General features: G+C 38.1%; 10 protein-coding genes. 5 read left to right on the top strand and 5 right to left on the bottom strand.

Annotated elements, in window-relative coordinates; translation table 11 throughout:
• Positions 1-42: 42 nt before the first annotated feature.
• The 4 genes from ACO052_RS08445 to der form a co-directional block, all read right to left on the bottom strand.
• Positions 43-696: a response regulator gene (locus ACO052_RS08445; RefSeq protein ID WP_422107571.1), complete on the bottom strand. Its 654-nt coding sequence runs from the start codon at positions 694-696 to the stop codon at positions 43-45.
• Complete coding sequence (locus ACO052_RS08440) at positions 686-2,479, bottom strand: ATP-binding protein (protein WP_422107570.1); 1,794 nt, start codon at positions 2,477-2,479, stop codon at positions 686-688. Before ACO052_RS08440 ends, ACO052_RS08445 begins: the two co-directional genes overlap by 11 nt.
• A 240-nt stretch (positions 2,480-2,719) precedes the next feature.
• Positions 2,720-5,158, bottom strand: coding sequence for a T9SS type B sorting domain-containing protein (locus ACO052_RS08435; RefSeq protein WP_422107569.1), 2,439 nt, complete (start codon positions 5,156-5,158; stop codon positions 2,720-2,722).
• Between the two features lie 9 nt (positions 5,159-5,167).
• Complete coding sequence (gene der, locus ACO052_RS08430) at positions 5,168-6,472, bottom strand: ribosome biogenesis GTPase Der (RefSeq protein ID WP_422107568.1); 1,305 nt, start codon at positions 6,470-6,472, stop codon at positions 5,168-5,170.
• A 130-nt stretch (positions 6,473-6,602) separates the two neighbouring features.
• On the opposite strand from der, the gene ACO052_RS08425 reads away from it, so the two are divergent.
• The gene (locus ACO052_RS08425; protein WP_422107567.1) at positions 6,603-7,145 is read left to right on the top strand and encodes a GTP-binding protein; all 543 of its coding nucleotides are present in this window, start codon (positions 6,603-6,605) and stop codon (positions 7,143-7,145) included.
• Position 7,146: 1 nt separating this feature from the next.
• Here the strand turns inward: ACO052_RS08425 and era are convergent, their stop codons facing one another.
• Positions 7,147-8,031, bottom strand: coding sequence for a GTPase Era (gene era, locus ACO052_RS08420; protein ID WP_422107566.1), 885 nt, complete (start codon positions 8,029-8,031; stop codon positions 7,147-7,149).
• A 139-nt stretch (positions 8,032-8,170) separates the two neighbouring features.
• On the opposite strand from era, the gene ACO052_RS08415 reads away from it, so the two are divergent.
• The 4 genes from ACO052_RS08415 to ACO052_RS08400 all read left to right on the top strand — a co-directional run bounded on the left by ACO052_RS08415 (position 8,171) and on the right by ACO052_RS08400 (position 11,915).
• A complete protein-coding gene (locus ACO052_RS08415) occupies positions 8,171-8,779 on the top strand; it encodes a helix-turn-helix domain-containing protein (RefSeq protein WP_422107565.1) in 609 nt (202 codons plus the stop codon).
• Entirely contained in the window at positions 8,766-9,467 is a 702-nt protein-coding gene (locus tag ACO052_RS08410) for a CPBP family intramembrane glutamic endopeptidase (protein WP_422107564.1), read from the top strand. The genes ACO052_RS08415 and ACO052_RS08410 overlap by 14 nt, the downstream gene beginning before the upstream one ends.
• A gap of 208 nt (positions 9,468-9,675) precedes the next feature.
• Positions 9,676-11,289, top strand: coding sequence for a hypothetical protein (locus tag ACO052_RS08405; RefSeq protein ID WP_422107563.1), 1,614 nt, complete (start codon positions 9,676-9,678; stop codon positions 11,287-11,289).
• A gap of 11 nt (positions 11,290-11,300) precedes the next feature.
• Positions 11,301-11,915: a hypothetical protein gene (locus tag ACO052_RS08400; RefSeq protein WP_422107562.1), complete on the top strand. Its 615-nt coding sequence runs from the start codon at positions 11,301-11,303 to the stop codon at positions 11,913-11,915.
• Positions 11,916-12,018: the final 103 nt, after the last annotated feature.

Raw genomic sequence — 12,018 nt, 5'->3', positions numbered from 1 at the left:
ATAAGTACCGATTATCTCAGTACTAGTACCTAGGTTTTTTGGCTAAAGCTCTGAAATGGCTTTTTTATTTAGTAGTGCCCAGTTGGTTAATGTATTCGTTTCCTTAGACAAGCCTATCTTTTTTATGATATTGGTACGATGCGAATCAATGGTTCGGATAGACACCCCCAATTCTTCTGCAATTGTTTTTGAAGATTTATTTTGGGCAATGCGTTTTAAGATAGTAATCTCCGAACCCGTAAGCTGGCTAAACTGTCTTAATTTGTCGTTTGTATTTCTTAAAAGTGAGTCCTTAAAATAAGGGCTAAAGAATTCCTCATTATTCATAACAGCGTGTATACATTGTTCGATAGTGAAAAATGAATCGTCTTTTAACAAATAAGCGTTGATCTTTAAGCTTTTGGCCTGTAGTACATATTCTTTTTCCTTGTGATAGGACAGCAGAACAAACTTCGTTTCGGTAAGTTTGTCCTTAGCCATTTTGAATACCTCAAAGGCGTTAAGCAATGGCATTTCTATGTCTAACAAAACCAATGCAGGCTTTAAGGTCAGTATTAATTCTAAAGCCTTCATGCCGTTATCAGCCTGTCCCACGACACTATAACCGTTTTCTACGAGTTGCTCGAACAAGCCTCTGAGAAGCATGGGGTGATCATCGGCAATAACAATGGAAATGTTTTTTTTGTCAATTGTCATAGATTGGAGTTGTTATAATTATTGTCGTTCCTTTAGTATTATTACCGCTAAGTATTTTAAACTGGGATTTAATAATCTTGGCTCTTTCCTTTATAGTTTTCATTCCGAGTGAGGTATTGCTTCTTAAAGCTTGTGATACGTTGAATCCTTTTCCATTGTCCGTAATTTTGGTAAGAATCCTAGACGTATTCATTTCGACTGTAACCGAAGCTGAGTTGGCACCGGAATGTTTTAAAATATTGTTTAAACATTCTTGGATAATTCTATAAATATGAATGGCCACATCTTTAGAAATGGCATGACCAACATCTGCGATATTGGATGTAAAAAGTATGTTCGAGTTATCATCGATATCTTCTATTAAAGCATCTAAAGCCTTTTTTAGTCCCAAACGGTCAAGAACCGCTGGGCGCAATCCCCTCGAGATGGTTCTTAACTCCTCCATCGTATCCTGAGCCAAAACCTGCATATAACCGTTATTGGAATCTTTTGTCTTTCTGGTTAATAACATGAGTTTTTGCCCTATGCCATCATGGAGCTCCATAGCTAGCCTGGTGCGTTCTTTTTCCTGCTCACTAATAAGATCTTGAGAAAACCGTTCTAACAATTTTTGTTTTTTCTTTGAATAGACCCTAGCCCTTCGCAATGAATAAAATATAAAAATGATGATAGACACTAAAATACCTAAAGACAGTATCCAATAAATTCTTACAGATTCGTTTTTAAGACTTAGCTCGAGGTTTTCTCTTTCAACACTATTAATTCTTTGCTCTTGTTGAAGGTCATATGCGGCGTTTTGTAGACCGACTTGTTTTAAAAGTGTAAGGTCGTTTTGCTTTTTTGTGGACTCAGCATTATTCAAACTATCTCTAAATTCGTAATAACTGTTCTTTAGCTGATCAACCTGCTTATAATCATTAATGCGACGTGCATAGTCTATCTGTGTTTGCAATAATAATAGTTTAGATTTATACTTAAAATCGTAGTAAGAAATCGTATCGAAAATGGCTTTAATATCAGTAATCAACGCACCTGCCAAGTTTAGATTTCCTAAATGCATTTCAGAATCGGCCCATTGCAAACCCGCTCTTATAAAGCGTTCCTCATCTTTGCGCCGTGCTTTTGGACCTCCGTAATAGGCGAAGTTTTCCTTAAAAAGATCCCTAGCCTCTGCATATTTACCCTGTGCCATATAGACTAAAGCGATATTATCGCTCATACTATAGTAAAGATGTGTCTTAGAGATGATTTCTTTAGGGTAATTTAAACGCATGTTCAAATAGTATAATGCGGAATCATATTGTTTTAAATGCAAGTAATAATGATACCCAAGATTGTTAACTGCTGGAAGATCATAAAGAGGAGGTGCCATATCCAGTCGCCTTAGTTCGCATGCCTTTTTATAAGCCCATGTAGCGCTATCCTGTTTATTGAGACGAGGGTAATTCATGGCTAAACGGCTGTAATAATGGAAGAGTTTGTGATTGATTCCCGTTTCTTTAGAAAGTTTAATCGCCTTATGGCAAAGACTAATTGCTTCCTCATGAATACCTTCATAGGTTAAGGTCCAAGAGTAGTGATGGTAGAATTTTAGTTTGACGGAATCTGAAGCTTTATCCAACTGGCTAAGCCCCTTAAAATACATCTTAAATTTTTCTTCGAGAGTAAACGCATCTGTATCAGTGGGAATATTTTGCAAGACCTGTTCATCGATTATTTCTGGTTGTGCATGACCTTGAAAAACCGATAGTAGGCCTATAAATATGTAGTATTTCCACTTCACTGTACTATAAGCATCAAAACTACAAATTAAAAGCTTTGATTAACAGGGGTTACCGTAAAAAGGAACTATAAAAAAGAACGTTAAACCGTCCTTAACCTAGATATGATAAGGGCTCTATAGTTTTGACGACTTGAGATGTTATTGTCGTTTTTACATTTGTGAGCGGCCTTATCTTTAGGCTTTGATTGTATTTTAATTTGTCTATTTCAAGAAAACACCTGTTTACCTCAGGCCCTATCCTTAGCGCTTTAAACTAAAATGCCCTTTAAATGTTCGGCCATCTACCAATTCCGCGAGAAACCAATAGTCATCGTTAGGCTGCAAATGGCCATTGTACTGACCGTCCCAACTTGGATTTTCTGCATTGAGTACTGTCATTAGCTTGCCATAACGGTCAAAGACTTTCACGGAGGCCGTATTGGGAAACCGGGACGAAAAGCCTTTGATTTGCCAAGTATCGTTAACTGTATCCCCATTAGGTGTAAAAAACTTGGGAAATCCTAAAACGGAAACCTCTTCTGAAACAATACCGCATTCTGCCTTAATATCCCGAACATAAATAGTATGGATTCCCGCAGGGACATTTTCAAACACATTAGAGGCTTGATAGCTACCATTTTCATTGTTTAAAGCATATACATAATCACCATCACCTGATACCAAAACAGTAATGGTATTATTTTCGGATACATCATTGATTTCAATAGTTTCAATTAAGGCGGTGCTGGATGGGAATACCCTAATAGTTCTTCGATTGGTACAGCCTGCTGGTCTGGTGACGAATACCTCATAAGTGCCCGTTTCATTAATCTCAATATTAATCGTGGTCTCTCCCGTGGACCACTCATAAGCATAATTGTTAGGAATATCACCTATAATACCACCACCAAGTGTCATCGTTTCTGGGAAGGTATTTAAACAGTAATAGACTTCTTCATATTGGGTAACATTCGGAAGATCTTTTACCGTTAAATAGACTTCGTTAATGGCATAACAGACATCGTCAATATCCACTCTGGCATATACCGTTTGGCTATAAGCCACCTCATTAAAATAGGGTTCCGTAATGGCATTAACCAGCAACAAGGCTTCATTATAAGTTCTATAATAACTCAGCGCCGCATTAACTGGTGCATTTTCCAATATCTGGCTATCGGCTTGGGTCAAATCAAAAAACACAAAGCCATCCTCAATAAAATCATCACAGACCTCAAGGCTCGCAGAAACACCATTGGACGAATTGACCTGCAAGGTCACCTGAGAACTACTGACACATCCTGAAAATTCATCAAAAACCCTAGCATAAATCACTTGAAAGTTTTGGGTATTCTCATAACTATCGCCATTGATTGGGATTGTTAGTGCGGCGTCCTCGAAAAATGAAATCTGCCATGTCGGTTCAACATCTCCGGCCTCATCCCTTACTACATCATCTGTATAATTATTGAGATTAAAGTTCGACACTCCATCAGCAACTTCGTCGTCGCATTGTATTATAGTGATATCATTAGCAATTGGTGAGTTAAAAGCATTCACCGTAATAGGGATTCTATTGCCATCATTACAACCATTAAATACTGGTAAAATATAAAAGGTCGTATCGGTATCTATGAACTGCTCATAATTAAGTCCTGTATGAAGTACCGCTGTAGCACTTTCTGTTTCATACCAAAAGACCTCATCCGCATTAGTTGTGAGGTTAATCTGCACTACCCCATCATCGCAAGCGTTGTTTGCTACAATCTCGGTCTTGGGCATTATGATAACCGTACTACCGGACACATTGATCTCGGGATCTCCATCCATACCACCAAACTCTACAATATAACCTTTAGGATGATAAGCACTTGTTGGATCGGTAGAGCCCGTAACGGCGAGGTCATTCCAAGATCCTAAAATACCAACGTTAGGATCGGTAATATGTGCATAATCTTCATCGCCTAAATTATTGGGTTCGCCAGTATTCCAAAAAGCAAACATCCCGTCGGGGGAACTTCCTCCTACAGCACCATTCCAAAATACTTGTCCTGCTTCAGGTCCAGCGTCCCAACGCCAAACACCCTCTTGAGCTCTATCTGTACCGCCAATCCAACCGGTTCCTGCAGCTTGCTCACCTGTTAACTGCACTTCTTCTGGTGTTGTGATGGTCGCTAAATACCCTTGCAGGCCAAAATAGCTAGAGGCTGCTGCGGCATTCTTTGCATCTGTCCAAGTTATACCAACATCCTGCACATAGAGGTAATAATGGCCCGTAGCTGGAAGATAATTTGCAACCCCTAAGTTGATAGAAAAAAATTTGTCTTGTGTAAAATTGCTCTCTATAGTTTGAAACCTGACATCCCTAATGGCATTTTCAAAATCATCAAAACTTGCTGGCCCAGTTAATGTTAGCAACCCTGTTTGAAAAGACCATGATGTTGAAATATTTGGGTGATCACCAGTTAATACAAGAATATCAGAGCCGAAAGAGTAGCCTGTAGTTATTTGTATATAGGCCACATCCAGACTACCTGTACCGCTTGAGATACTGATATCCGTAACAATCGGCATTGGCGCTTCACCACAGTATAACTGGTTACCCACTACATTGACCTGTGGTGCATCCTGAGCGTATCCTTGTAAAAAGGCAATAACTAAGTAAAAAAATAATGAGTATGAATTTACCTTCAACATAGCCATGTGAAGATACTATTTTTTACGCATGTATACACTAACAGGAACACCATTAAAATCAAAATGGTGACGTAACTGATTTTCCAAAAAACGTTTATAAGGCTCTTTTACATACTGTGGTAAATTACAGAAAAACGCAAACTGAGGCTGCGGGGTTGGCAACTGCATAATGTACTTTATCTTTACATACTTACCCTTATAAGCCGGTGGTGGATTTTGCTCTATGATGGGCAGTAAGACCTCATTAAGTACACTAGTCTTTATGCGCTTAGTGCGGTTTTTATAGACTTCAACAGCCGTTTCTATAGCCTTAAAAATACGCTGCTTATTCAATACAGAAATAAATACGATCGGGACGTCTGTAAATGGGGCGATTTCCTTTCTAATATGCTGTTCAAAATCTTTGGCCGTTTTGGTATCCTTTTCTATCAAGTCCCATTTATTGACCAAAATGACAATCCCTTTCCTGTTGCGTTCGGCTAACCAAAAGATATTCTGAACCTGCCCATCGAAGCCGCGCGTGGCATCGAGTACCAATAAACAAACGTCACAATGTTCTATGGCCCGAATACTTCGCATTACCGAATAAAATTCGAGATCTTCCTTAACTCTAGATTTTCGACGAATCCCGGCGGTATCCACCAAATTAAACTCAAATCCAAAGCGATTGTACTTGGTATCAATAGCATCTCTGGTAGTACCAGCAATATCGGTAACAATATAACGTTCCTCTCCTATTAAAGCATTGATAAAAGACGATTTACCTGCATTTGGGCGCCCCACCACAGCAAATCGTGGCAATTGCTCTTCTTCTACCTCATCTTTTTCCGGTAAGGCCTCTACTACAGCATCGAGCAGGTCACCTGTTCCACTGCCATTTATACTAGCAATGGTATAGTAATCTCCAAGACCAAGTTCGTAAAATTCTACAGCATCTTCGGCACGTTTATTATTATCCACTTTATTAACAACCAAAAAAACAGGCTTCTCTACTTTCCGCAGTAAATTAGCAACATCTTCATCCATCCCCGTCACACCAGCTTCTACATCGACCATAAAAATTATGGCATCCGCTTCATCAATGGCAAGCTCTACCTGTTTATCGATTTCGGCCTCAAAAACATCATCGCTACCCACAACGTAACCGCCCGTATCAATAAGGGAAAACTCTTTACCATTCCAATCGGTCTTGCCATAATGACGGTCTCTTGTTACCCCACTAACAGCATCTACAATAGCCTCCCGTCTTTGGATTAAGCGATTAAAAAATGTGGACTTCCCCACATTTGGCCGTCCTACAATAGCAACGATATTTCCCATAACTAAATTATTGGCGCAAAGGTAGTATATAATCTGAAAAAGAGCTTGCTTTGACCGTAGGATTAGTTGAACTTGCAAAATTTAGTCCCTAATCTTTTGAACTTTGAGTTTCAATCAGAAAATATGTAAATTGAAATCCATAAGCTTTGCCATGGAACTTTCTAATGAAATCATTTTAAGACCGCGATTTAAATTCAATGTCAGTCATGACAATGAAAGTCTATTGTCGCTATTTGAGACTGAAGGCAAAAAACAGTCCGATTTTATTGTAACACGAGTCGATGACCATGTGTTTATTAAAATCCCCAAAGCCCAACAACATTTTTGGTCACCACAACTGCATTTAGAAATCAATGAAGATTATGACGACAAAAATATCAGCATTATTTATGGGCTTTTTGGCCCTAATCCCACCGTGTGGACCCTATTTATGTTTTTGCATTTTATGGTCGGCTGTATTTTTTTAGGCTTTGCCATTTGGGCCTATGTTAACTGGTCATTGGACAATACCTTTGCCATCCAACTATTTGTAACCTTATTAATGATAGTTATTTGGTTTGTACTTTACTTTAGTGGGCGTCTAGGCAAAAGAGCTGGGATGGATCAAATGCATGAACTTCATGGTTTTATGAGAGATACGCTACGAAGTCAAGATATTCATGCTATGAGCTAAACTACTTTTGGTTGTAACCAAAACGTTTAAGCTGACCCTGGTTACTTCGCCAATTTTTGTTCACCTTTACGTACAGTTCCAGATGTATTTGTTTTCCAAAAAATCGCTCTAGATCTTTTCTAGCTTCTACCCCTACCCGCTTTAAGGCTGTGCCTTTATGACCAATTATAATACCTTTTTGGGTCTCGCGCTCCACCATAATCACCGAGCGTATCCTAATAATTTTATCTTCTTCAAAGAATTCCTCGGTATCGACCTCAACAGCATAGGGAATTTCTTTTTTATAGTGCAACAATATTTTTTCTCGAATGGCCTCGTTCACAAAAAAGCGTTCTGGTTTATCCGTTAATTGGTCTTTAGGATAAAACGGTGGAGACTCTGGTAACAATTCTATAACTCTTTGAAACACATTTTTAACGTTAAATCCGTTGAGTGCGGAAATAGGATAAAACTCAGCATTAGGCACTTTCGTTTGCCAAAGTTCGGCCTGTTCTTCTAATTGCTCTTGGTTAGAATTGTCAATTTTGTTTAACAACAGTAAAACAGGGATTTTTGAGCTGGTTATTTTTTTAAAAAAAGCCTCATCCTTTAAGTCCTTCTCTCCTATTTCTACCATATAAATTAAAACATCGGCGTCTTCAAACGCTGACTTCACGAAGTCCATCATAGACTCCTGTAACTCATAAGCCGGTTTAATAATCCCGGGAGTATCACTCAAAACCACCTGAAAATCATCGCCATTAACAATCCCTAGTATGCGGTGCCTTGTAGTCTGTGCTTTAGAAGTGATAATAGATAATTTTTCACCTACAAAGGCATTCATAAGTGTGGATTTTCCGACATTGGGGTTACCAATAATATTTACAAAACCTGCTTTGTGATTCATGGATGATTTCTAACTAAAGTGCAAAGTTACAACCTTTAATATTCATACTACAAAAAGAAGGCTTCTAAGTGTATTTAATACATATGTCAAGATTTGTCATACAAACTTTTAAAGCATTAATTAATTTTGAATTATGGACATGAGAATACTAAAGGTTCTGAATTATATTGAAGCTAATTTATCGCGAAAATTGATGCTTAATGAGTTAGCTAGTGTTGGTTGTATGTCTCCAAGCTATTTTCATCGCGTATTCAAAAAAGAAACTGGCAGAACACCATTTGAGTTTATTGAAGAGATGAAAATGAATAAGGCCTATGCCTTAATTATTTCCGACACACAACGTGTCTCCGAATTAACAGAAATGTTTGGATATAGTGATTACGAAACATTTACCAGAGCTTTTAAAAAGCATTTTATACTAGCACCAGATGACATAAGAGCTATTGTTTTAAAAATTAAAAACGACATGAATGTTGGATCAGAGGGTATCTTAATCAAGGTATTTGAAGTGGATAATATAAGTCAAATACAGAATAAACTAGACGCCATCTACGTAGATTTAAAAAGGTTTTTTATTCAAAAAGGATATACCGAAGCAGACATTGACAAAGGGAGAGTATTATCTATCATTCCAAAACTAGATCAAATACAAAATGGGGCTGATGTCATTAAAAACAAGTTTGTAATTAAAGAAGACCAAAAAATTTGGGAATCTATTTTAAATCAACACCAAAATGACAACAATTAATTTATACTTGTTAGCTGCGTTAATTGTGGGTGTTATTTTTCCTACTTATGCCATTTGGAACGGCAAAAAAACCAAACAACTAATTATCGCTAATCCCGAAATGAAGATTGCTATATTTAAACAAACTGGAATTATTCTAATCGTTCTTACTATACTATCTATTACACCTTTTTTAGTATATCACGAAAGTTTAGAAGTTCTTGGTTTGACGTTTATGAGTAAACCGTATTGGGTATTAGCCCTGTTTTTCATAGCTCTCCTAGGGCTATTTGTTTTAAGAAAGATAAGATTGAGTAAGAACTCAGCAACAAAGTTTTATGAAGCCAATAGCGCCATTCATTTTTTATTACCAGCAACTAAAAACGAGCTGAACGTCACTATCATTGTGTCTTTTATAGCTGGATTTTGTGAAGAAATCGTGTACAGAGGCTTTTTGTTTTGGTATCTATCCCAACACCTCCATATCGCGATAGCCATGATACTTGCCAATTTACCATTTGCGCTAGGTCATTTAACAACTACAGGCACAAAAAACACTTTCGCGGCTTTCATTCTTGCCTTCGTATTTTCTACGGCGTATGTCTTAACGCAATCACTTTGGTTACCTATTTTACTTCATATCTTGGTAGACCTATATTCAATGGTGTTTGCTTATAGAGCACATCAAATCATTAATCATCACAACTAGGTGGTATTTGAGTTTAACACCTGCTCTTAGCAGTCTATTTCTAAAGATTAACCTGAGTTATTAGTCGTTTTTCAACTATTTATTTCACAATTAAAGATGCATCCAAAGTCCGCATATGGTCATTCTTTTTTAAGCCATTTTTGAGATTAAAATGATGACATTTTTATAGAACATCGATAAGTAAAAAACGAATTAAACTCTATACACCATGAAAAAACTAGCCATCCCATTAGCACTTAGTGTTATCGGAATAGCCTTGACTGCTTTTAGTTTTATATCTAGCTCTAAGGGCAGTGCCGAAGATGTCGATATAGTTATCGAAAAGGCTGAATTTATAATGCCAGCAGCTCATCACGTTTATGCAAATCCAGATGCCTTAGACGGAAAGTATTATTTATTCAAAGCAAAAATCACTAACAATTCTTCTAAAACCTTGGAGGATGTAACTGTTAAATATCGTATACCCAATTATATCGATTGGACCGAGTTGACCGTTTCTGGTGAGATGTTTCCAGGCCAGACCCTGGCGGTGCCCTGTTATCCTAAATTCGATTCGGACATTACCGAAAAAACGACAGAATCCATCGAAAAAGTCGACATTGAGATTACATGGGATGGCATTGAAGACGATGACATTATCGAAGAAGACTTTGATTTTAGGATCACAAACAGAAACGAATTTGTATATACGGGAGTAAAAAAGGAAGAAATTCTAACCTATTCGGATATCTATGACAACAATCCTCTGGTTGCTTGTTTTGTCACAACAAACGATCCTATAGTAAAATATTACACGCAAAACATTCAAGAAAAAATCCTGAAAGGTGAAGCTGCTACAGTTTCTAGAAAGCCCGAAGATGCTGTGAGATTTTTAAAAGGTATTTATGAAGCCACAAGACGATCGCATATGGTATATAGCGGTACTAAAGGCGTACCAAAAAGTTTAGACGATGTGCAATCTATGGTTCAACAAGTGCGATTGCCTCGCGAAGTCATTACCGGAAATACGGGATTATGTATAGAGCTTAGTTGTTTATACGCTAGCATATTATCTGGTGCCGGTATCGATCCCATCATTTACTTTTCACCTGGTCATGCCTATCCAGGTTTTAAAATGAATGGACAGTATTATGCCATTGAAGCTACTGGTATTGGTGGAGAAGGCCTTGGCAGTATTGCAAGTGCTGAGCAAGCTTTTATGACTGGGCAGAAACAACTGGACACCCTTTTTACAATGTCGCGACAAGGAGATCCCAGATTCACTTTTGTGGATATTAATTATGCCAATGCCAATGGCATCACGGAAATGAACCTTAAGGACAATGATTTTATGCGCAAAAAGGTCGATGATATTGTGGCTTCCTGGTCGGGTGGTCAAGATATACAACCTAATACTCCAAGAAATCCTTCTATTCGAATTCCTGAGCCAGGCCTTCGCACAGGCAATGCGCTTTCTTTTTCCATTCCGACGGGTTGGCAAACCATGATGCATCCTGCACCTCAAATACCAATAGTTACCGCGCAAGTTGTAGCACCAGACCAAATGACCACAGTAACCATTTACGATATTCCTGCAAGCAATGCACAACAAGGTATGGCTACGGTCAATCAATATTTATCGGGCTTAGGCATGCAAGTCCAATATCAAATTAATGGAAATGCTCTAGCAGGACAAACCTACTCTGCCAATGGTACCTTCAATTGGATTGGTAAAGCCATAAGGCGGCAAGGGGGCATTAGGATTGTGGCCGTTGGAGCACCAGATTATATGTATAATCAGAATTCGGGAATCATCAATCAAGTGTATAATAGTATCAGATAAAAAACAACATCATGAAATCAATAGTAAAATTTATAGTGTGTTTAAGTCTACTTTTTAGTATCGGAGCACACGGTCAAAGTCAACAAAAAATAGAAATGAAAATCGATGAGATTGGCAATGCAAAGATTAGTGTATCCATGACCATGAATGCCCAACAATGGCAGCTGTGGAACTCCAATTACGGTAATAATCAATCGGCTTTAAAGCGCGACATGGAACGCTCTATGCCCGCTTATTTCTTAGATGATTTTAAATTGGAAAAAGATGACATGAACCGTTCCTTTAGTCTTAGCCTCAACGCTTATGGTGTATGCGAGATCAACAAACGCGGCAAATGGATTGTAGATACGGACCAGAAGGATGCACAGCTTACCGAACTTACCGAGACGAAATATATGTTAGTCAGTAGTCCCCCAGAATACGGCGGTCAACTGCAGCAAACCTTTATTATAGAACTACCGGAAAACGCCAAAAAAATAAAAACGGAAAAGAATGCCTACGGAAAGTCCGTTTTTGAATTCGATATGGATCCTCCTTCATCGGGATTCAATCTTATGCGCTGGGCAGGCATCCTTTTAATTGTTGTTGGTGGTGGCTGGGCTGGCAAGACTATTGTTAAAACATGAGGATTAGGGAATTTTAGGGCTAACCGTTTCATTAAAAATGCTTCGATTATTTATGCTTTAAACGAACAGGATATGCGGTTTCGATTCTGAAATACTTTTCACT

The organism is Winogradskyella sp. (assembly GCF_965228925.1).
GTDB lineage: Bacteria > Bacteroidota > Bacteroidia > Flavobacteriales > Flavobacteriaceae > Winogradskyella.
The sequence above is the reverse complement of the archived record's forward strand: the minus strand, read 5'-3'. Positions and strand labels throughout refer to the sequence as shown.